Raw genomic sequence first — 20,401 nt, 5'->3', positions numbered from 1 at the left:
GGCGCCGGTGCGTAGGCGACGAAGGAGCAAGCACCGGTGCCTGACCGGCGGCCCCTCAGGGCCGCGGACACGCGCGCGCCAGCGCGCCGACAAACACAGCGTTCACCGTTCTGGGACTACCGAACATCAGATCCAACCCGCCCGTCGGACCCGACGCACCACATCACAAACTGGCAGACTCGATGGCGACACTGTTCGACTAGCAGAGGTACCGATGCCGCAACGCCGTTGGATTTCTCGTTCCGTGCTGTTGATCGCGGGCGCGCTCACCGCCGCGACCCTGACCGCCTGCGGGGGTACGCCACCGGCCTCGACCGGCAGTGCGGGCACCACCACCTCGGCCGCGCCGACGACCACCGCGCCGGCCGGGACGCTGACGATCAGCCCCTCCTCCGCCGCGCAACTGTGCGACATGATCCGGCCGGAGCTGTCGAACTTCCGGGTGCAGGGGCCGACGCTCGGGCGGATCTCGCTCAACGCCATGGTGCACGACTGGGGCTTCCGCAACGGCGGCATCAACGGGCACGTTCTCGCCGACAAGGCGATGATCGACCGGGTGACCACCGAGAGCTGCCCCGAGGTGCGGACCGAGGCGCTTACTGCTCTCGAATTGCCTTCCCTCGCCGCGGGACTGGCGTTCTGATGCGCGGTCTCTACCCCGAGATCGAACCGTGCGAGCAGGGCCTGCTCGACGTCGGCGACGGCCAGTCGGTGTACTGGGAGGTCAGCGGTGATCCCGACGGCAAGCCCGTGGTGTTCGTGCACGGCGGACCCGGCGGCGGCACCGGGCCGCTGCAACGGCGCTTCTTCGACCCGGCCGTGTACAAGATCGTGCTGTTCGATCAGCGCGGATGCGGAAAGTCCATGCCGCACATCGCCGATGGGGCTCCCCTGGACACCAACACCACACCGAAGCTGATCGCCGACATGGAGTTGCTGCGCGGCCACCTGGGGGTCGAGCGCTGGCAGGTGTTCGGCGGTTCGTGGGGCTCGACCCTCGGCCTGGCTTATGCGCAGGCCCACCCCGAGCGGGTGACCGAACTGGTGTTGCGTGGCATCTTCTTGTTGCGGCGCAAGGAAATCGACTGGTACTACAACGGCGCCGCGGGCAACGTCTACCCCGCCGAGTGGGCAAGATTCCTGGCGCCGGTCCCCGTCGAGGAACGCGAGGACGACCTCGTCGAGGTCTATCACCGGCTGCTGCACTCCCCCGATCCGCAGGTCGCGCTCGATGCCGCGGTCGCCTGGTCGACATGGGAAGGCGCGACGAGTTCCCTGCTCCCGCAACCGGATCGGGTCGCCGAAACCGCCGAAGCACGCTTCGCTCTCGCGTTCGCCCGGATCGAAAACCACTATTTTCGCCACGGCGGCTTCCTCGACGAGGGACAGTTGCTGCGAGACATAGATCGGATCGCCGACATCCCCGGCGTGATCGTGCAGGGCCGCCACGACATCGTGTGCCCCGCGGTGAGCGCATGGGATCTGCACAACGCGTGGCCGTCCTCGACGCTGCACATCGTCGAGGACGCCGGGCACACCGCGCACGAGCCCGGCATCACCGCCCAGCTGGTGGAGGCGACCGACACGTTCGGAAAGCGAGGCTGACACCATGGCGACCGAGGCCGGAGAAGCCGTCGTCGCGGCGCTACGCGAGGACATCGACCGGCTCTTCGACGCCGAACCCGATGTGCGCGCCGACGCCGACGATTCGGTCCACCAGATGCGGGTGGCCACGCGCAGGCTCCGCAGTGTCCTGCGCTCCTATCGCAAGCTGTTCGACGCCGAGGAAGCCGCCGCCACCGAAGCGGAACTGAAGTGGCTCGCCGACCTGCTCGGCGTGGCCCGCGACGCCGAAGTCCGCGCCGAACGGTTCACCGACCTGCTGACCGGTTACGACCGAGTCCCCGCCGAGGTCACCGATGCCTTGGTCGGGGCCTCCCGTGCGGCCTACACCGCTGCTCACACGGAGGTACTGAGCGCCATGGACGGCAAGCGCTACCGCCGCCTGCGCAAAGTCCTCAAAACCTGGCGCACCGATCCTCCGCTCGCCCCCGAACTCGCCCGCGACAACGCGACCGATATCTTCGACAAGGTCCTGCGCCGCGACCGCAAACGCCTGCGCAAACTCGTCTTCGCCGAGCCCACCGCCACTCCGGCCGACCGCGTGGAACTGCTCCACGACATCCGCAAGGGCGCCAAGCGTTTACGCTATTCCTGCGAAGCCGCCGCGACGGTCCTCGGCCCCGACGCCACCGACCTGGGCACCCGGGCCAAGCGCCTCCAATCCGTCCTCGGCGACCACCGCGACGCCGTCGAATCCCGCGAAGCGATCCTGGTGGTGGCAGCAGGTACCCACGCGACCGCGGCAACCATCTACGAACTCCTCGCCGACACCGAGGAAGCAGCCGCGGGCCGAGCCATCGCCCACTACCCGGCGGCCGCCGCGTTCATCTCCGCCGCGAACTGACAGTCCCCGCTATCGACGTGGCCCGTCGTATTCGAACCCGATAGTCCGAGTTCCCGGATCAGCGACGGCCAACCGCACCGCGACGTTCTCCCCTTCCGGCGGCTGTCCCGCACACCGCGCGAGGATCGGCGGTTCACTGACGAAGATCTCAGCGGGCCGAGACCCGTTGGCATCACGCAAAACCACGGCGGCGAACTCGGTGCCCACCCGAGGCTGGAGGACGGTGGCCTCGGTCAGGTCGACGCAGGCGCGATCGACCTTGCCGGCGACGGCATCGGTGCGGCGCATCGTCTCGGCGGCGGCCTTCACACCGTCGGTCACCCATTGCGGCACGTCGACTCCGGCATCGTAGGCCAGGCAGATCTCGGTGGTGAACCGGTCGGCCAGCCGTCGCAGTGGTGCCGTCACGTGGGCGTACGGTGCGCCGATCGCACTGTGCGTCAGCTGTTCCGGGGTCGGGTCGTCGAGTTCGGCGAGCAGTGTGTAGCTCGCGCCACGCAACAAGCCGGTGGCTTCCGACATCAACACCAGCGCGGCGGGGGTATTCGCGTCGAGCCCCGCGAGCATGCGGCCCACCGGGACCTCGGCGGGCCACTCGACCCCCAATGCCGCCGCCGTGCGCCGCATCGAATCGATCGCGCTGTCCGGCGGTGGCGGCATCGTCCGCAGCAAGCCGGCCCCTTTGTGCTCCAGCATGATTCGCGCCGCGCACATGCCGGTGAGCAGCGAGACCTGTTCGTTCCAGTCGTCGGCCTCGGTCCGGGGCTCCAGCCGCAGGCGCCAGCCGTCTCCGTCGGGGATCACTTCCTGTGCGGGCAACCGCAACGAGATCGCGCCGCGGTCCAAACCCGCCTCGATCCGCAGCCGACCGAATTCGGGCAGCGCGGTCAGCGACGGCGGCAGAGTACCGGCGTCGGCGGCAGCCTGGACCTGCGCGTAGTCGAACCGCTCCCGGGAGCGCACCAGTGCGCGCTTCACCGAAAAGCTCAGTGGCACAGCATCATTGTCGAGTTCGATGGTCCACAACGCGGCGGGCCGGTCGACGCCGGGCAGCAGACTCGCGGTGCCCTCGGACAGCACGGTCGGATGCAGTGGGACATTGCCGTCGGGCAGATAGAAGGTCTGCCCGCGCACTTCGGCCTCGGTGGCCAGCGCACTGCCCGGCACGATCACCGCACCGAGATCCGCGATCGCGTAGTGCAGGGTGAAGCCGGTGGGAGTGCGTTCGATATGCAGCGCCTGGTCCAGATCCAGCGCGCTGGGCGGGTCGATGGTCACGAACTCGATATCGGTCCGATCGACCCGGGTGCCCGCGAACGCGTCCACCGCGTCGCGGGCGTCGGAGACGGCCTCGGTCGGATACTCCGAGGCCAGTCCGAATTCGGAACGGATGGCGCCGAAGTCGACCGGCGCCGAGACGATCCGCTGATGGAGTTCCATGACTCGCAGAGTAGCGATTTCCTACTGCAGTGCGAGCATGGTGCCGTTGAGCTGATCGAGCGGGCCGTACACCGTGAAAGTGACCCGGCCGTTGGGCACGGCGGAGGACACGGTCGCGGCCGCGTCGAGCGCCTGACCGAACGAGGCCGCCGACGGATGCGGCAGACCGGCCACGGTCAGGCCGAATCGGGACTGGTGCACCCAGGCGGTATCAGCCGGGCTGAGGTCGACCTGAACCCCACCGTTGAGCGGGGTCACCGCGACCGCGCTCGCCGAACCGGCACCAAGCGTTGCGAAAACCGCAGCGGCTCCGGCGATCAGTGCACCGGCGACAATGGAACGAACTACCCGCATGTAAATGTGACCTGCTTCCGCGATCGAATGTGTTGGGCTCGAGGAAGTGGCAGCGAGCCCTGCCGACGGCGATCACTCTATGACCTCGCTCACCTTCCCGGCGAGTTCCAGCGCATTTTCTCTGTCTCGACACACGATCGCCGAGACATTCCGGGCAATTGTTACTGTGGCGGCGGCGCACTCGGCAGCTGCCGGGTTGTGCGGCACTCACGTCGATAAATGGGAGTTTGCGAACGTATGTCGTGGCTGATTTTCGATTACCTGTCGCCGATCCTCGGACCGGACGCGGCCAGCTATTGGGCGCACCTGCTGGCAATCAACCCGGGGTAGCTCACCGCTTCGATCCGGAACATGTCGCTTCCCGTTAACCACACGGGAAGCGGCGTGTTTCCTGGGCGGCTAGCATCCCGCTGCGTGAGTAGAACTACCGCCGCCATCGCGGCCAGCGCCACCGTCTTCGCCCTGCTTCTGGCCGGCTGCGGCGACGACTCTTCTTCTGCCGGTTCCCCCGCCGCTTCCACCACTCCCGCGCCTTCCTTCCAGGTCGAAGCCAGCAAGGCGGGGATGTTCGTGGTGAGTTACCGCAACGCGTTCCCGAAGCTGGCGCAGGGGCGCGACGACGCCGCCGTGGCCGCGGTGCTGAACCATTCCTGCTCCGAGATCAAGGCGGGCAAGTCCGAGGCCGACACGATCGCCACGATCAAGCGGGCGGCCAAGAACGGTGACACCGCCGCGACCACCGAAGAGGCCACGGCCGTCTACCAGATGTCCACACTGATGTGCTGAGCCGCTCTGCGGCGAAGCGAGGCGGCGGCTCCCGTGGGAACCGCCGCTTTCGCGTCGCATGGGCGGGCGAGCCGGCCTGTAAGCCGGATCCTGTCCCCGATTCGCATCGGGGGGCGACCATCCATCTGGACACACCGTTGCCGGGTGCCTCGAGCGGTCCACCCGCAGGCTCGGGCGAGCAGCCCTCGAACACCTGCGCAGCCGCACCGTTACCGATGCGGCCTTCGACCTTGCTCCGGGCGGGGTTTACCTAGCCGCCCCGGTCACCCGGGGCGCTGGTGCGCTCTTACCGCACCGTTTCACCCTTACCGCACGTGCGTGCGGCGGTTTGTTTTCTGTGGCACTGTCCCGCGGGTCACCCCGGGTTGCCGTTAACAACCGCCCTGCTCTGTGGAGTCCGGACTTTCCTCGGCACCGGGCAGCGGCACTGTTCGTGCCCGTTCCCGTTACCGCGGTCGCCCGGCCGACTCGCCCGCCGGTACAGAGTACTCGCTACGGTATTGACTCATGGAACGTGTCGACGTCAGTTTCCCTTCGGGTGAGCAGCAGTGCGCCGCGTGGCTCTACCTGCCCGACGGCGCGCCTCGTCCGCGGCCGTTGGTGATCATGGGGCACGGGCTCGGGGCCACCCGCGAGATGGGGTTGGATCGGTATGCGCGGCGGTTCGTCGCCGCGGGAATGGGGGTGCTCGCGTTCGACTACCGGAATTTCGGTGCCAGTGAGGGTTCGCCGCGCCAGGTGCTCAACATCGCGCGGCAGCGGCAGGACTGGAAGGCCGCAATCGCCTACGCGCGCAGCATCCGGGGCTTCGACGCCACGCGGATCGCGTTGTGGGGCACCTCGTTCGGCGGGGGACATGTGCTCGCGGTGGCGCCCGACGACGATTACCTCGCCGCGGTGGTGGCCCAGGTGCCGTTCACCAGCGGGTGGGCGTCGGGGATGGCCAAGGGCCCGATCAGCCTGACCAAGGTCGCCACCATCGCCGCCACCGACCTGCTCTTCGGGCCGATCCGCCGCAAACCCGTCCGCATCCGCCTGGCCGGGCGCAAACGCTCCGCGGCGTTGATGAGCGCCACCGACGTGCCGGAGGGCTACGGCCGACTGGCCGAGGAGAGCGACACCTACGATCCCAAAGTGGGTGCCCGCGTGGCGTTTTCGACACTCTTCGACTCCCCCGGCCGCCGCGCCAAGTCCTTGAAGGTCCCCGTCTTCTACGCGATCGCCGAGAACGACTCGATCGCCCCCGCCGGCCCGACCCGCAAGGCCGCCGAACGCACCAAACACGCTGTGGTCAAGCAGTATCCGGTCGGCCACTTCGACGTGTACTTCGACGATGTCTTCGAGCAGGTAGTACGCGACCAGACCGATTTCCTGGTGTCGGTCCTTCGCCCCTGAACTGCCCGGATACTCCGGGCCCGTGGGGCACCATGGGGTGATGGAACAGATCAGCTCGCGCACGATTTACACCAACCCGTGGATGCGGCTGCGGGAGGACACTGTTCGGCGGGCCGACGGATCGGTGGGGATCTACGGCGTCCTCGACAAGGTCGACTGGGCGCTGGTGATCCCGTTCGACGGCACGGGATTCCATCTCGTCGAGCAGTTCCGCTACCCGCTGGGCATACGGTGCTGGGAGTTCCCCGCGGGCACCCCGGCACAGGGGACCACCCCCACACCGATCGAGCTGGCGCACAACGAATTGCGTGAGGAAACCGGGCTGCGCGCCGAACGTATGACCCCGCTCGGCGCCCTGGCCACCGCACCCGCACTGACCGGCCAGCGCGGCCACTGCTTCCTGGCCACCGGCCTCACCCCTGGCGAGCCGGACCGCGAACACGAGGAGCAGGACATGCGCACCGCCTGGTTCTCCCGCTCACAAGTAGAGGCGATGATCCTGCGTGGCGAGATCGTCGACGCCCACGCGGTAGCCGCCTACGGCCTGCTGCTCATGCACGAGCGCGACGACGCCACCGCCGCGGCACTGCGGGCGTTGAGCGACGGGTGATCGACCACGACAAGGGGCGCAGCACCTGTTCGGTACTGCGCCCCTTGTTTTCGTGAGTAGATCAGATGGGCTGGAAGCCCGCGCCTACGCCGCCTGCGCGGTTGAGCACGTCCAGGATCACCTGGATGGGCTGGAAGTAGGCGGGCGAGTGGATCGGGTTCGCGCCACCGGTGCACGGGACGTCGAAATCGACCGGGCCAAGGCCGGTGAGACGGCCCTGGTTCATGCCGACGAGGCGGTCGCCGACGACGACGGGGCCGCCGGAATCGCCCGGCTGCGAGCAGTATTGGTTGATGGAGGTGCCTTCGAGCTCACCCCACACCACGCCACAGCTGCGACCGCTGGTGCGGCCGTCGGAGCACACCGTGGCGCCGGGGCCGGGCGAGGCGCCGATACCGGCGACGGTGGTCTGGCCGATGGTGCGTACCGGCAATACCTTCGACGCATCCAGCTGCAGTACAGCGAAATCCAGGTAGTCGCCGTCGTCCGAGTACGCGACGGTCCCGATCACGCCCGCCTTGAGCGCCTGCTCGGCGCCGACGCGCGAACCGGTCGGCGCGCAGTGTCCGGCGGTGAGGCCGACGAGGCGACCCGCACCGTCGTGGCCGATGGCCGTGAGCGAACAACCGGAGTTGTTGTCGAAGACGATGCCCGAAGCCGCGCCGAGCACCACGCTCGGATCGGCCGTCACACTGCCCGCACCCGCGGACGCGGTGAGCACCCCCGCGATGGCCGCCGCAAACGCCGCCATCCGTAGAAACCTCATCAAGTACCTTTCCTGTGTGGCCGCGGCATTCCGCGCGCCCGAGAATATTTCGGGCGATGCGGCGTCGTCGTTACGCCGACCGTGCGCCGGGGCGACCGTACCGTGCCCGGGTGACGAGCGGCTAGCTCACAGGTACGAGGTGTCGTTGACCAGGCGCACCGAGGCGCCGCCGTCGGGATAGAACTCGGCCACGCACAGCGACGCGAGGTCGAGGTGCAGGCGGTACAGCAGCGACGGCCCCACCCCCAGCGCCAGTTGCAGCAGGGTCTTGATCGGGGTCACGTGGCTGACCACCACCACGTTCTGGCCCGGGTACAACCCCACCAGATCGCGGCGCACCCCTTCGACGCGTTCGCGGACCTGATCGAAACTCTCGCCGCCGGGCGCGGGGACCGACGGGTCGCCGAGCCAGTCGCGGTGCAGCAACGGGTCGCGCTCGGCGGCCTCGGCGAAGGTGAGACCCTCCCAGTCGCCGAAATCGGTCTCGGTGAGGTCGTCGAGGATGCGCAACGGCACGCCGAGGGCCGACGCCGCGGCTTCGGCGGTGGACCGGGCCCGCTGCAACGGGGAGCTCACCACGGCGGCGATATCGCCTTTGGCGGCAAGCATTTTCGCGGCGCGATCGACCTGCTCGCGACCGAGCTCGGTCAGCGGCGGGTTGCCGCGGCCGGAGTAGCGGCGCTGCACCGACAGCGCGGTCTGGCCGTGGCGCAGCAGCAGCAGGCGGGTGGGCTTGCCGACTGCACCGGTCCAGCCGGGCGAAACCTTGTTCGCGTCAACAGATTTCGGCACCGCGACTTCGTCACCGGCGGCATGTCCGGCCGCGACGGCTTCGCGCACGGTTGCGGTGAGTTCGCCGTCGTCCATCGCCTCGTTCGCGAGCCGGTCGGCGTGGGAGTTCTCCGCGCGCGGAATCCAGGTGAAGCTCACCCGATCGAATCCGGCGACCAGTGCCCGTGCCTGCTCGGCGAGCGGAATCATCGAGGCGTGCTTGATCTTCCAGCGTCCCGACATCTGCTCGACGACGAGTTTGGAGTCCATCCGCACCGTGACGTCGCGGGCGCCCAGCTCGGCCGAGGCCGCCAAACCCGCGATGAGACCACGGTATTCGGCCACATTGTTGGTGGCGACGCCGATGTACTCCTTGCGCTCGGCGAGCACCCGCACGTGATCGGCGGCGAACACCACCGCGCCGTAGCCGGCCGGGCCGGGATTGCCGCGCGAGCCACCGTCGGCTTCGACGATCACCTGGCTCATCGGCACACCGCCGCGATCACAGCCCCGATTCCTTGGTGCGCACCATGATCGCGCTGCATTCCGGGCAGCGCAGGACCGCGTCGGGCGCGGCCTGGGCGATGCGCTGCATCTCGCCGCGGTCGATCTCGATCCGGCAGGCGCCGCAGCGACGGGCCTGCAGCAGGGCCGCACCGACACCGTGCGCCGCGCGCTGCTTGTCGTAGACGGCGATCAGGTCGGCGGGGAACAGGCCGATCAGCTCGGAGCGATCCTTCTCGCAGCGCTGCTGCGCCACTTCGAGATCGGCCATCGCCTCGTCGCGCAGGCGTTCGGCGTCCTCGAGGTCCTGGTCGGCCTTGCTCAGCCGGGCACCGGCGTGGTCGTGGTCGGCGAGCATCGCCTCGCGCTGCTCCATCACGGTCAGCAGCTCGTCCTCGAGCACCGAGCGGCGACGCTCCAGGCTGCCCAGTTCGTGCTGGATCTCGGAGAGCTGCTTGGCGGCGACGGTGCCCGAGGTGAGCATTCCGCGGTCACGATCCTCACGCTTGCGGACGGCGTCGACCTCGCCCTCCAGCTTGCGGATGTCGCGGTCCAGATCGTCGATGCCGATCTCCACCGCCACGGCCGCGTCCTTGTAGCCGTGACGTTCGGCCGCCAGACGTGTCACTTCCTGCTGTTCCGGCAGGGCGGAACGGCGGTGGGCGATGCGCGTCAACTCGGCATCGACTCCTGCGAGCTGCAACAGCTTGGTCTGGACCGACGGTTCGACATTCAACGCGCACGAACTCCTGAACACAGTGGACGGATGGATCGATCAACCGTACCGCGCCGCGGGGTGTGATCACGCCATGACCCGAAGAGATGGCCGAAGGCTGGAACCGAACGCGTCCCGGCTGCGTCCAAGCAATTGTGACCACATCGAACCCGAGAATTGACCTGGCACTGCCGCTGCGACCGCACGTCTTCGACTCCCACGCCGAACCGCGCCAGCTTCAGCTGACATTGGCAACGCCGTTACCCCCGGTGTGTCTCGTGCACGGGCAGCGCGCGATCGAGCCGAAGGAACAGATCCTGCGGTTCTGGGGCAAGCCGGGCGACTACCGCCAGGAAGGTGCCGGGCGGCTGCTGTGGGAGCTGCCGAAGAGTGCCCTCGGCGCCCTCGTGGTCGATTGCAACGAGCCGCTCGCGCTCGTCAAGGCGCGGTGGCCGGAATGCGAGCAGTGCGCGGCGCGGGCCGATTCGCGTGTCAAGAAACTGATCGTCTACTACGTGAGCAGCCTCGTGCCCCTGTTCGCCGGCGGGGCGCTGATGTTCACCCGCCCGTCCGCGTTCGCGTGGATCCTCTGCGCGGCCGGAGTCGGGCTCGTACTCCTCGCGGTGATGCTCGGACCCGCGGTGTTCGCGCGCACCGACCGCTACCTCGAGGCGACCCTGGCACCGGACGCGAGCTCGGTCACCGTGCGCGCACATCCCGACTTCGCCCGATCGTGGTCCGGTCAGGCGCAGTGGTGACTCCGATCAGCCGCTGACCGTCCACGGGTCGGTGCGCAGCGTGGAGACGCGGGTCCGCACCGCGGGGAGGGCGATGTTGACGAACTGTTCGGCCTGACCGCACCACGGGAACTCGGTGGCCCAATGAGCGGCGTCGACGAGGGCGGGGCCGCCGCGCCGAAGGTGTTCGTCGACGGGGTGGTGACGCAGGTCGGAGGTGAGGTAGGCGTCGACGCCGGCGCGGATGGCCTTGTCGAGGTAGGAGTCGCCCGCGCCGCCGCAGACGGCTACGCGTTCGATGACGCGTTCCGGATCGCCCGCCGCGCGCACGCCCCAGACGGTGCGTGGCAGGCCGGCGCCGACGCGTGCGGTGAACTCGCGCAGGGTTTCGGGCTGTGCGAGTTCACCGATGCGGCCGATGCCGAGCGAGGACGGCAGGGGTGCGCGTTCGGTGACGTGGTAGGCGGGTTCCTCGTAGGGGTGGGCGGCGCGCAGGGCGGCGAGAACGGCGAGCCGGGAGGTCGGGGGCGCGACCACTTCGACAGCGTCCTCGGTGACGATCTCGACCGTGCCGATCGCGCCGATCGCCGGGTCGGCGCCCGCGATGGGCAGGAATTGCCCGGTGCCCGCGGTGTACCAGGCGGCTTCGCGGTAGTCGCCGATCGCGCCCGCACCCGCGGTGAACAGGGCCGACATCAAGGAAGCCGTGTGGGTCTGCGGCACCTGGATGACCCACTTGTCCACGGAGGCGATCGGTTTGGGATCCAAGGGGCCGGTGACGGTGAGGCCGACGGCCGCGGCCAGCGCATCGGAGACGCCGGGGTCGGCGGAGTCGGCATTGGTGTGGGCGGAGAACAGGGCACAGCCGGATCGGATCAGCCGGTGCAGCAGCGCGCCTTTGGGCGTATCGGCGGCGACGGTGTCGACCCCGCGCAGCAGTAGCGGATGGTGGACGACCAAAGCCTGTGCGCCCCAGCCGATTGCCTCGTCGACCACAGCGGCGGTCGCGTCGACGGCGAAGACCACCTTGGTGACCTCCTGTGCGGGGTCACCGCAGACGAGTCCCACCGAGTCCCACGATTCGGCCAGTCGCGGCGGGTACGCCGCGTCGAGTACCCCGATCAGTTCGGCCAGGTCGGTCACCGCCGCCTCCTTCGTCGCGTGGGAATGCTCGTCACCACAGTGCCGCATTCAGTGTGTCGATCAACCGGTCGACTTCGGCGGCGCCACGGACCGCCACGCGGAGGTGGTCGGGCCCCAAGCCGGGGAACGTGTCGGCGCGGCGAACGGCGATGCCGCGGTCGGCGAGATGTTTGCGCAGCAGCACGCCATCGGGAACGCGGAGCAGCAGGAACGGGCCGGTGGCCGGGGTGTGCACGTCGAGGCCGAGTGCGGTGAGACGGTCGATCATCGCGGTGCGGTCGACGGCGATGCGGTCCGCGTAGCGTCGCGACTCCGCGACGGCGGCGGGTTCGGCCGTCGCGATGATCGCCTCGAGCTGGAGGGTGCCGAGCGGCCAGTGCGGGCGGCCGTGGGCGAGCCGGGCCAGGACTTCGGGAGCGCCGAGGGCGTAGCCGCACCGGAGCCCGGCCAGTGCCCAGGTCTTGGTGAGGCTGCGGAAAACGATGACATCGGGGGCCGAAAGACCGGCCAAGGACTCCGGCTCACCGACAACCGGAGAACTCGCATCGACCAGGTCGTCGCCGGAGCCGACGAGCCCACCGATCGGCGATGGCGATTCGCCTGCGGCGGATCCGGCGGCGATGCCGGCGACAGCGTCCGCGAACGCTTCGTCGACGACGATGATTCTGCCTGGACGGCGCAGTGCCCGGATGGTTTCCACGGGGTGCAGGACCGAGGTGGGGTTGGTGGGGTTGCCGAGGACCACGAGGTCGGCGTCCTCGGGGACCAGGGCGGGATCGAGGGTGTACGGGCGTTCGAGGAGCACCCTGGTGACCGGGACTTCTGCCTCGCGCAGTGCCAGTTCCGGCTCGGTGAAGGACGGGTGGACGACGGCGGCGAGGCGGGGGGCCAGGCGGGGCAGCATGGCGAAGCCTTCGGCGGCGCCTGCCAGCAGCAGGACCTCGTCGGGCGAGCGGCCGTGGCGGGCGGCCACCGCGGCGCGGGCGGCGTGCTCGTCGCCGGAATCCGGGTAGCGGCCGAGGTCGGCGAGGCGGGCGGCCAGGCGATCGCGCAGCCAGGCGGGCGGGGCGACACCCTGGACGTTCACGGCGAAATCGAGCATGCCCGGGCGCGCCTCCACGTCGCCGTGGTGGCGCAACATCGCGGGGTCGACGGAGTCCTCGAGCACAACTGCACACCCTACGTGGCGGCGATTCGGCGCCACGGGCGAGAATGGCTCTCGTGGGTCCACTACATGTCTCGTTCATTTGCACAGGCAATATCTGCCGGTCACCGATGGCCGCGAAGATGTTCGAGGCGCACCTCTATCGAGCGGGTCTCGCGAACCGCGTGCGGGTGAGCAGCGCGGGCACCGGTTCGTGGCATGTCGGCGACGCGGCCGACCCGCGTACCGAGGCGACCCTGCGCCGCGCCGGCTACCCGACCGAGCACACCGCGGCGACCTTCGGTCCCGAGCACAGTGACGCCGACCTGATCATCGCCTTGGACACCGGCCACGATCGCGAGCTCGCGCACCGCGGCGTCCCCACCGAGCAGCGCAGGCTGCTGCGCAGCTTCGACCCCGCGGCCGACGGCCGCGACGTGCCGGACCCGTACTACGGCGACCAGTCCGATTTCGACCTCGTCCGCGACCAGATCGAGGCCGCCATCCCCGGCCTGCTCGACTGGGTCCACGCCGAGCTCGACGCGCGCAACCCCGCCGACGTGCAGCTCTGATGCGCAAACTCACCTTCCTGCTGCGCCCCAGCTGGCTGATCCTCGCGGTGATCGTCGCCGCGTTCGCCTACCTGTGCTTCACCGTCCTGGCGCCGTGGCAGCTCGGCAAGAACGACAGCACCGAACACCGCAACCAGCTGATCGCCGACTCCGTGCAGGCCGACCCCGTGGCCGTCACCGATGTCCTCGACGGCGACTCCGGCACCCACACCGAGTGGCGCAAGGTCACCGCGACCGGCGCCTTCGTCCCCGAGTCGACCGTCCTGGTCCGCCTCCGCCACCTCGACGGCGCCCCCGGCTACGCCGTCCTCGCCGCCTTCCGCCTCGACGACGGCCGCACCCTCCTGGTCGACCGCGGCCTGGTCGCCTCCGTCGACGGCACCCGCCCACCCGCGATCGCCGACCCGCCCGCCGGCCCGCAACGCATCGAAGCCCGAGTCCGAGCCTCCGAGGGCGTGGTCCCCGACAAAACGCCCAGCACCCAAGACGGCTTCCGCCAGGTGTACACGGTCGACACCACCCAGGAATCCGCCGTCCTCGGCACTCCCCTCACCCCCATTCCGACCGGCACCGACAAGGGCGGCTACCTCCAACTGGCCGCCGACCAGCCAGGCGCCTTCACCCCGACCCCCCTCCCCCAACTGGACGCGGGCCCCTACCTCTCCTACGGCCTCCAATGGCTCGCCTTCGGCCTGATGGCCCCCCTCGGCCTCGGCTATTTCGTCGTAGCCGAGCTCAAAGCCCGCCGCCGAGACCGCGCCCAACCGTCCACCCCGACGACCCCCACACCACCCGTAGACACCCCCACCCAACCCACCACAGAAGCCCGCCTAGCGGACCGCTACGGCCGCAACCGCTGACAGCTGCTCGGCTTCCCCCGAATCCAGCACGTCGTCCGGGACCTCAACCGTCTCCCAGCCGCACACCGCGAACCCCACCCCTGTCGCCACCCCGCCCCACCGTGCACCTCCCAGCCACACCGTGCGCCCCGGCCACACCGTGCGCGCCCCAGCCACACCGTGCGCGCCCCAGCCACACCGTGCGCGCCCCAGCCACACCGTGCGCGCCCCAGCCACACCGTGCACCCCAGGTCCGCCATGACCGCCCTCCCAACCCCGCCCCCGCGACCCCTAGGGAGCGGCGGCCACGAAGTGGCCGGTCCGCGGCCGGGTCGCCGGTTAGGCGCCGCGGAGATGCGACGAAGGAGCGATTCCGCGGCGCCTGACCGGCGGCCCCTCAGGGCCGCGGACACGCGCGCGCCAGCGCGCCAATAAACACAGCGTCAAACCGTCCTGGGACTACCGAACAACTGTCATCCCCACCACTACCAACCCGCACGCCTACCGCCCGCCCCGCAGCCAGGCAATCACACCCGCAACCACAACCGCCCCAACCTGCACAGCCCCGGACATCCGCACCGCACGCCGCAGATCCGCGGCAGTAGGTGTCGACCCGTCACCCAGCGTCGGCCGAAGTTCGGTCCCATGCCGATACTGCGTACGTCCACCCAACCCGATACCGAGGGCTCCCGCCATAGACGCCTCGACAACCCCCGCATTGGGACTCGGATGCCCGGCAGCATCACGCCGCCATGCGCGCAACGCACCCGAAGGTTTCCCGCCGACCACCGGAGCGAGGGCCGCCGTGAGCAGCCCGGTGACACGGGCAGGAACAAGATTGGCAACATCGTCGGTACGAGCAGCAGCCCAGCCGAACCGCTCGTACCGCTCGTTCCGGTACCCGACCATCGCGTCGAGAGTGTTGACCGCGCGATACCCCAGCACCCCCGGCACACCCGCGACCGCACCCCACAGCAACGGCGCGACCGCCGCATCCGAGGTGTTCTCGGCGATGGATTCGAGCGCGGCGCGCGCAAGCCCGTCGGCATCGAGCACCGACGGGTCCCGCCCACACAGCGAAGGCAACAGGTCACGGGCACCGGCGAGATCGCCGGCGTCGAGACGATCGGCCATAGCGTGTCCGGCGCGAACGAGGCTGCGACCGCCCAACGCGGTCCACGTAGCCACCGCGGTCAGCAGCACAGCACCAGCGCCCCTGCTCCGGGTAGCCAGCACACCGATCCCGACCACCGAGCCGACCGCGATCACCTCGTGCACCACCCCGGCACGTCGATCGTCGGCATAGGTCTTGGCTTCCAATGCCACTGCCGCCGAACCGAACCCGGCGACCGGATGCCACCGCTGCGGATCGCCGAAGACCCGATCGAGCACAAATCCCAGCACCAGCCCGACCGCCGTCGATGTCCCGTTCCGCACCGGCCGAGGGTAGCCCTCGACCCGAATGTCACACCCGCGACCACTGCTTCGTCATCACTGTGACGGCACTTCTAGACTCGCCGGGACCGAGCAAGATCAACCGAACGGGCGCACACCATGACCGCACCGCAGCCTCTCGATCAGGCCGAACTGGCCCGCCGCTTCGAGGAACACCGCCCCTACCTGCGGCGTCTCGCCTACAGCACACTCGGCAGCATCAGCGACGCCGAAGACGTGGTGCAGGACGCGTGGCTGCGCCTGCAACGGCAGTTCGACGCGGGCAAGGCGGACGAGATCGACAACCTGCGTGCCTGGCTCACCACCGTCATCGGCCGCCTCGCCCTGGACCAGCTCGGGTCCGCGCGCGCTCGCCGCGAACAGTACGTCGGCGAGTGGCTGCCCGAACCCGAGGTCACTTCCTGGGACGATCCGGCCGACCGCATCTCCCAGGACGAACGCGTCACCACCGCGCTGCTGGTGGTGCTCGAGTCGCTCTCGCCCGCCGAACGCACCGCGTTCGTATTGCAAGACGTGTTCGGCATGACCGGCCCCGAGGTCGCCGAGGTGGTCGGGCGTACGCCTGCCGCGGTCCGGCAGCTCGCCTCCCGCGCCCGCAAGCACGTCGAGAACGGCACTCCACGTTTTCCCGCTTCGCCCGCCGAACAGGAGAAGGTCGTCTCGGCGTTCTCGCTGGCCTGGCGCTCGGGTGATCTGAGTTCGCTGCTCGGCATTCTCGACGAGAACGTGGTCCTCACCGCCGACGGCGGCGGCAAGGTGCCCGCCATCCGTCAGCCGGTGCGCGGCGCGGAGCTCATCGCCAAGATGCTGCTCGGCTGGTACACCGCCGCGAACGGCTGGGGCCGGGCGGTGCTGGTCAACGGCATGCCGGGCCTGGTCGTCTTCGACGGCACCAATGTCGGCGTCTTCTCGTTCGTCATCGACGCCGGTCGCGTCGTCGCCATCAATGTGGTGCGCAATCCCGACAAGCTGCGCGACCTGCCCATCGACGGCGATCCGGACTGGTACCTGGGCGGCGGCCGGTAGCCGCGACGCGGCCCCGGTTACGCGCCGAGGGAATATCCGTGCGCGGCCGCGACTTCGGCGGACAGCAGCTTGCCGTCGACAGCCGTGAGTCCCGCGGCCAGACCGGGGTCGGCGGCACAGGCTCCGCGCCAGCCCTTGTCGGCGATCACCGTGGCGAACGGCAGGGTGGCGTTGGTGAGCGCCACCGTCGAGGTGTGCGGCACCGCGCCCGGCATGTTCGCCACGCAGTAGAACAGGGAATCCGCCACGGCGAAGGTCGGATTCGCGTGGGTGGTCGGCCGGGTCGAGGCGAAGCAACCGCCCTGATCGACGGCGATATCGACGAGCACCGAGCCGGGCCGCATCCGCGCGACGAGTTCGTCGGACACGAGTTTCGGTGCCCTGGCCCCCGGAACCAGCACCGACCCGATCACCAGATCCGCGGCGACAACGGCTTTTTCGATCTCGAGCGCGTGCGAGGCGAGGGTGCCGACCCGACCGGCGAAGCGAGCGTCGAGCTCGCGCAGGCGCGCCAGGTTCGTATCGAGCACGCTCACCACGGCGCCCATCCCGACCGCGATACTCGCGGCGTTCGTCCCCGCGACGCCGCCGCCGAGCACCACCACATCGGCCGGCCGCACCCCGGGCACTCCGCCGAGCAGCACGCCGCCGCCCCCCATCGGCGCCATCAGGTGATAGGCCCCGACCTGCGTGCTGAGCTTGCCCGCCACCTCGCTCATCGGTGCGAGCAACGGCAGCGACCCGTCGGGCCCGCGCACCGTCTCGTAGGCGATGGCGACGACTCCCGCGGACAGGATCGCGTCGGTGCACTCCTTCGATGCCGCCAGGTGCAAGTAGGTGAACAGCACCTGATCGCGGCGCATCAGTGAGTATTCCCGCGCGACAGGCTCTTTCACCTTCACCACCAGATCGGCCTGTGCCCAGACCTGATCGGCGTCGGCCACGATCCACGCACCCGTGGCGCGGTAGTCGTCGTCGGCGAAGCCGGACCCGACACCGGCCCCGGCCTGCACGAGCACCTCGTGCCCGTGCGCGACCAGTTCGGTAGCGCCCGCCGGAGTGAGCGCCACCCGGAACTCCTGCGGCTTGATCTCCGTCGGCACCCCGACGACTACGCCCGTTCGCGTCATCCGGCAAGCCTAGGACCTGGGCCGGAGCTCAGCCGTCGGCTCGATCGCGTGTCGCGGTCGCGCCGACTACGCCGGGGCTGGAACCGGCGGGCTGGACGTGGTTTCCGGGGCCGTCGCCGGGACGGTGGTGGTGGTCGGCGGTGCTGTTGTCTGCGTCGAGGTCACCGCGGGTGGCGTGGTGGTCGGGGCGAGGGTCGTCGTGACCGGCGGGACCGTTTCACCACACTCGTTGTGACCGCAGGAGTCTGTTCCGCACTCCGGGCCGGGCACACAGTTGTACCCGGGTGGGATGCCGCATTCGTTGTGACCGCAGGAGTCCGTTCCACACTCCGGCCCCGGCACACAGGTGTACCCGGGCGGGATCTCCCCTTGCGCGGGCGACCCCGGCGCGGCCTGCGTGGGTGAGTGGTAATACGACGACTCCGGCGTCGATCCACCACCCGAACCTCCCGGAACAGCGGATGCCGCAGGCGAACTCGTCGGCGTCACGGACGGCGTCGTGGTGGCCGACGTCTTCGATACCGAAGTCGATCCCGAATCACCGGAGTCACCACCGCCCGACGAACAGGCACCGACAGCGAACACCACCAAAGCCATCAGCACACCGAGCGCGATCCGGAACAGGTTGCCCCTCAGTAACTTCCGCGACATGTCTTCTCCTCAGCCCAAGGCCCCGCACCTGGCAGGACCAGGTGCGGGGCCGCACGAAAGATGTTAGATAGCAGAACTATTCGTTGAATCGCCGCTCACACCGAAAACATTTCACCTCGCACCGGCACGATCAGCTGGTGCGCGCGCTCGGCGTAGGCGAAGGTGCGCTCGAGATAGTCCAGCGACTCACTGAAGTGACCCCACCCCTCCGCGTGCACAGCGACGATCACGGCATCGCCGAGCACCGTGGCGGCCGCGACGGCGGTGCGGGCGTTCAACGTGACGTCACTGTCGCCGAACCGCCCCACATTGGCCCCGCCGATGTTCAGCACCGCGGCATCGATGCGCCCGACCCGCTCGACGATCTGCTCCACCAACTCCACCGAGGCGTTGTCGCCGGAGACGTACACCGTGGGCTCACCCGGCGCGCGCAGCACGAATCCGGTGACCACACCGCTGAACGGCTCGCATCCCGGCGGCCCGTGCAGTGCGGGCACCGCGGTGATCTCCACCGCGGAGACGGTCACCGTCTCCCACGGCGCCAGGCCACGCACACCCTCGATCCGGCTGGCGGCATCCGGTGTCGAGAGGACCGTGTCGACCTCGGCGAGAAGCGCACGGCCGGCGTTGTCGAGGTTGTCGGCGTGCTGGTCGTGCGAGAGGAGCACCACGTCGATCGTCCCGATCTCCTCGACCGGTACGGCCGGACCGCTGAGTTTGTGCAGGGTGATCGGACCCGGGTAGTCGCCGGGCTCGTCGAAGGTCGGATCGGTGAGCCAGGTCAGTCCGCCGTAGCGGAAACGCAGGGTCGGGCCGCCGATATGCAGGGCGGCTGCCAGAGCGGGGCGGGTGATCATCTCGGTCATGCCGATAACTTTCGCCGAGCGGGCCACGGCCCGACAGTGGCCTGCAGGCCGTACAACGCTAAGATCGGGCCATGACCTCGGTGGCCGTGATCGCGTTCGACGGAATCAGCCCGTTCCACCTGTCGGTACCGAGCCTGGTGTTCGGCAGATCCGGCACCGGCGTCGACGACACGTCGACCTATGACGTGCGGGTCTGCGCCGAGGAACCCGGAACACTGTCCACCGCGGCCGGTTTCGACATCACCGTCCGACACGGCCTCGATACCGTGAGCACCGCCGACCTGGTGGTCTTTCCCGGATGGGTCCGCGACCAAGGGATTTCGCCCGCGCTGAACGAGGCGGTCCACATCGCCCACGCCAGGGGCGCACGGCTCGTCGGCCTGTGCCTCGGCTCCTGGGCGATCGCGGCGACCGGACTCGCCGACGGCCGCGAGGTCACCACCCACTGGGCCGCCGCCGACGCACTGGCTCTGGCCTACCCCGACGTTCACGTACGCGCCGACACCCTGTGGAGCGACCTGGGCGACGTGATCACCTCCGCGGGCGTCGCCGCCGCACTGGACTGCTGCCTGCACATCGTCCGCACCGACCTCGGCGTCCGCGCTGCCACCGAACTGGCGCGATCGCTGGTCACCGCACCGCACCGCCACGGCTCGCAGGCGCAGTACATCCCGATCGCGGTGCCCGACGACGACCCCGACGACCCGATCGAATGCGCGATGGCCTGGGCTCGCGCCCGCCTCGACACCGCCGTCGACCTCGACCATTGGTCCCGCGAGGCGCTGATGTCGCGGCGCACCTTCACCCGCCGCTTCCGCGATCGCACCGGCACCAGTCCCCAGCAGTGGCTCCTGCAGCAGCGCATCGACCATGCCCGGCTACTGCTGGAATCGACCGACGACACCGTCGACCGGGTCGCCCGCGACACCGGCTTCGGCAGCACGGTGAGCCTGCGCCACCACTTCCACCGCGTGCTCGGCACGTCTCCGGCGGCCCACCGCGCGCAGTTCCGCGGTGCGGCGCAATAATG

Annotated in this window: 21 protein-coding genes and 1 other RNA gene; 11 read left to right on the top strand and 11 right to left on the bottom strand. The window is 69.5% G+C overall.

All coding sequences use genetic code 11. The features are described 5' to 3' along the window. Nucleotides 1-244: 244 nt before the first annotated feature. The 3 genes from ACFULV_RS30715 to ACFULV_RS30705 are packed head-to-tail and all read left to right on the top strand — an operon-like array spanning nucleotide 245 to nucleotide 2,467. Nucleotides 245-643 (top strand): hypothetical protein, encoded by a 399-nt coding sequence (locus ACFULV_RS30715; RefSeq protein WP_378662750.1) that lies wholly within the window; start codon nucleotides 245-247, stop codon nucleotides 641-643. Then, nucleotides 643-1,605, top strand: a complete 963-nt coding sequence (pip, locus tag ACFULV_RS30710; RefSeq protein ID WP_378662748.1) for a prolyl aminopeptidase — start codon at nucleotides 643-645, stop codon at nucleotides 1,603-1,605. The genes ACFULV_RS30715 and pip overlap by 1 nt, the downstream gene beginning before the upstream one ends. Nucleotides 1,606-1,609: 4 nt before the next feature. Then, complete coding sequence (locus ACFULV_RS30705) at nucleotides 1,610-2,467, top strand: CHAD domain-containing protein (protein WP_378662746.1); 858 nt, start codon at nucleotides 1,610-1,612, stop codon at nucleotides 2,465-2,467. Nucleotides 2,468-2,476: 9 nt separating this feature from the next. Here the strand turns inward: ACFULV_RS30705 and ACFULV_RS30700 are convergent, their stop codons facing one another. Beyond that, a complete protein-coding gene (locus tag ACFULV_RS30700; RefSeq protein ID WP_378662744.1) occupies nucleotides 2,477-3,907 on the bottom strand; it encodes an RNB domain-containing ribonuclease in 1,431 nt (476 codons plus the stop codon). Nucleotides 3,908-3,928: 21 nt separating this feature from the next. Next, the gene (locus tag ACFULV_RS30695) at nucleotides 3,929-4,261 is read right to left on the bottom strand and encodes a hypothetical protein (RefSeq protein ID WP_378639453.1); all 333 of its coding nucleotides are present in this window, start codon (nucleotides 4,259-4,261) and stop codon (nucleotides 3,929-3,931) included. A 414-nt stretch (nucleotides 4,262-4,675) separates the two neighbouring features. Here ACFULV_RS30695 and ACFULV_RS30690 point away from each other — a divergent pair, with 414 nt between their 5' ends. Then, the gene (locus ACFULV_RS30690) at nucleotides 4,676-5,047 is read left to right on the top strand and encodes a hypothetical protein (RefSeq protein WP_378662741.1); all 372 of its coding nucleotides are present in this window, start codon (nucleotides 4,676-4,678) and stop codon (nucleotides 5,045-5,047) included. Between the two features lie 63 nt (nucleotides 5,048-5,110). Here ACFULV_RS30690 and rnpB read toward each other — a convergent pair. Further along, nucleotides 5,111-5,518, bottom strand: an RNA gene (gene rnpB / locus ACFULV_RS30685) — RNase P RNA component class A. A 36-nt stretch (nucleotides 5,519-5,554) separates the two neighbouring features. Between rnpB and ACFULV_RS30680 the strand changes: the two genes are divergently transcribed. Together ACFULV_RS30680 and ACFULV_RS30675 are read left to right on the top strand one after the other, a co-directional pair. After that, complete coding sequence (locus tag ACFULV_RS30680; protein WP_378639450.1) at nucleotides 5,555-6,442, top strand: alpha/beta hydrolase; 888 nt, start codon at nucleotides 5,555-5,557, stop codon at nucleotides 6,440-6,442. Nucleotides 6,443-6,482: 40 nt separating this feature from the next. Further along, nucleotides 6,483-7,052, top strand: coding sequence for an NUDIX domain-containing protein (locus ACFULV_RS30675; RefSeq protein WP_378662738.1), 570 nt, complete (start codon nucleotides 6,483-6,485; stop codon nucleotides 7,050-7,052). Between the two features lie 61 nt (nucleotides 7,053-7,113). Here the strand turns inward: ACFULV_RS30675 and ACFULV_RS30670 are convergent, their stop codons facing one another. The 3 genes from ACFULV_RS30670 to ACFULV_RS30660 all read right to left on the bottom strand — a co-directional run bounded on the left by ACFULV_RS30670 (nucleotide 7,114) and on the right by ACFULV_RS30660 (nucleotide 9,829). Next, nucleotides 7,114-7,803 carry a S1 family peptidase gene (locus tag ACFULV_RS30670; protein ID WP_378639444.1) on the bottom strand — a complete coding sequence of 230 codons (690 nt, stop codon included), beginning with the start codon at nucleotides 7,801-7,803 and terminating at the stop codon, nucleotides 7,114-7,116. A 141-nt stretch (nucleotides 7,804-7,944) separates the two neighbouring features. Further along, the gene (locus tag ACFULV_RS30665; RefSeq protein WP_378662735.1) at nucleotides 7,945-9,075 is read right to left on the bottom strand and encodes a bifunctional RNase H/acid phosphatase; all 1,131 of its coding nucleotides are present in this window, start codon (nucleotides 9,073-9,075) and stop codon (nucleotides 7,945-7,947) included. 16 nt (nucleotides 9,076-9,091) lie between these two features. Beyond that, nucleotides 9,092-9,829, bottom strand: coding sequence for a zinc ribbon domain-containing protein (locus ACFULV_RS30660; protein ID WP_378639441.1), 738 nt, complete (start codon nucleotides 9,827-9,829; stop codon nucleotides 9,092-9,094). 257 nt (nucleotides 9,830-10,086) lie between these two features. Here ACFULV_RS30660 and ACFULV_RS30655 point away from each other — a divergent pair, with 257 nt between their 5' ends. Beyond that, nucleotides 10,087-10,566 carry a hypothetical protein gene (locus ACFULV_RS30655; RefSeq protein ID WP_378662732.1) on the top strand — a complete coding sequence of 160 codons (480 nt, stop codon included), beginning with the start codon at nucleotides 10,087-10,089 and terminating at the stop codon, nucleotides 10,564-10,566. Between the two features lie 6 nt (nucleotides 10,567-10,572). On the opposite strand, the gene ACFULV_RS30650 is transcribed toward ACFULV_RS30655, so the two are convergent. Further along, complete coding sequence (locus ACFULV_RS30650) at nucleotides 10,573-11,736, bottom strand: Nif3-like dinuclear metal center hexameric protein (RefSeq protein WP_378662729.1); 1,164 nt, start codon at nucleotides 11,734-11,736, stop codon at nucleotides 10,573-10,575. Then, entirely contained in the window at nucleotides 11,720-12,829 is a 1,110-nt protein-coding gene (cobC, locus tag ACFULV_RS30645; RefSeq protein WP_378662764.1) for an Rv2231c family pyridoxal phosphate-dependent protein CobC, read from the bottom strand. Before cobC ends, ACFULV_RS30650 begins: the two co-directional genes overlap by 17 nt. A gap of 71 nt (nucleotides 12,830-12,900) precedes the next feature. Here cobC and ACFULV_RS30640 point away from each other — a divergent pair, with 71 nt between their 5' ends. Both ACFULV_RS30640 and ACFULV_RS30635 read left to right on the top strand, forming a co-directional pair. Further along, nucleotides 12,901-13,404, top strand: coding sequence for a low molecular weight protein-tyrosine-phosphatase (locus ACFULV_RS30640; protein WP_378639435.1), 504 nt, complete (start codon nucleotides 12,901-12,903; stop codon nucleotides 13,402-13,404). Further along, entirely contained in the window at nucleotides 13,404-14,264 is an 861-nt protein-coding gene (locus tag ACFULV_RS30635; RefSeq protein ID WP_378662726.1) for an SURF1 family protein, read from the top strand. Before ACFULV_RS30640 ends, ACFULV_RS30635 begins: the two co-directional genes overlap by 1 nt. Before the next feature lie 480 nt (nucleotides 14,265-14,744). On the opposite strand, the gene ACFULV_RS30630 is transcribed toward ACFULV_RS30635, so the two are convergent. Then, nucleotides 14,745-15,680, bottom strand: coding sequence for a cobalamin biosynthesis protein (locus ACFULV_RS30630; RefSeq protein WP_378662723.1), 936 nt, complete (start codon nucleotides 15,678-15,680; stop codon nucleotides 14,745-14,747). A 117-nt stretch (nucleotides 15,681-15,797) separates the two neighbouring features. On the opposite strand from ACFULV_RS30630, the gene sigJ reads away from it, so the two are divergent. After that, nucleotides 15,798-16,724 carry an RNA polymerase sigma factor SigJ gene (gene sigJ / locus ACFULV_RS30625; protein WP_378639125.1) on the top strand — a complete coding sequence of 309 codons (927 nt, stop codon included), beginning with the start codon at nucleotides 15,798-15,800 and terminating at the stop codon, nucleotides 16,722-16,724. Between the two features lie 17 nt (nucleotides 16,725-16,741). Here the strand turns inward: sigJ and ald are convergent, their stop codons facing one another. Next, nucleotides 16,742-17,854 carry an alanine dehydrogenase gene (ald, locus tag ACFULV_RS30620; RefSeq protein ID WP_378662720.1) on the bottom strand — a complete coding sequence of 371 codons (1,113 nt, stop codon included), beginning with the start codon at nucleotides 17,852-17,854 and terminating at the stop codon, nucleotides 16,742-16,744. Between the two features lie 746 nt (nucleotides 17,855-18,600). After that, a complete protein-coding gene (locus ACFULV_RS30615; protein ID WP_378662717.1) occupies nucleotides 18,601-19,371 on the bottom strand; it encodes an MBL fold metallo-hydrolase in 771 nt (256 codons plus the stop codon). 71 nt (nucleotides 19,372-19,442) lie between these two features. On the opposite strand from ACFULV_RS30615, the gene ACFULV_RS30610 reads away from it, so the two are divergent. Next, nucleotides 19,443-20,399, top strand: a complete 957-nt coding sequence (locus ACFULV_RS30610) for a GlxA family transcriptional regulator (RefSeq protein ID WP_378662715.1) — start codon at nucleotides 19,443-19,445, stop codon at nucleotides 20,397-20,399. Nucleotides 20,400-20,401 lie beyond the last annotated feature (2 nt).

Source organism: Nocardia sp. NPDC057272 (genome assembly GCF_042668615.1).
Classification (GTDB): domain Bacteria; phylum Actinomycetota; class Actinomycetes; order Mycobacteriales; family Mycobacteriaceae; genus Nocardia.
This window is presented reverse-complemented; position numbering and strand designations above follow the sequence as displayed.